Genomic DNA, 207 nt, shown 5'->3' on the forward strand with positions numbered 1-207 from the left:
GCTCCACCACCAGCAGCCCCACACCCTCGGACCAGCCCGTACCGTCCGCGCCCGCAGCGAACGACTTGCACCGGCCGTCCGGCGACAGCCCCCGCTGCCGCGAGAACTCCACGAAGGCGGTAGGAGTCGACATCACCGTCACGCCGCCGGCGAGCGCCAGGTCGCACTCCCCGCTCCGCAGCGACGCGGCCGCCAGATGCAACGCCA

At 73.4% G+C, this 207-nt stretch carries 1 protein-coding gene; it reads right to left on the bottom strand.

The window, feature by feature from the left end; genetic code table 11:
* Positions 1-207: beta-ketoacyl synthase N-terminal-like domain-containing protein (locus tag IIE03_RS27115; protein WP_318842743.1), on the bottom strand; the 207-nt coding region annotated here is incomplete at both ends.

Origin of the sequence: Myceligenerans pegani (genome assembly GCF_014892515.1) — a bacterium.
In the GTDB taxonomy this organism is placed as follows: domain Bacteria; phylum Actinomycetota; class Actinomycetes; order Actinomycetales; family Cellulomonadaceae; genus Myceligenerans; species Myceligenerans pegani.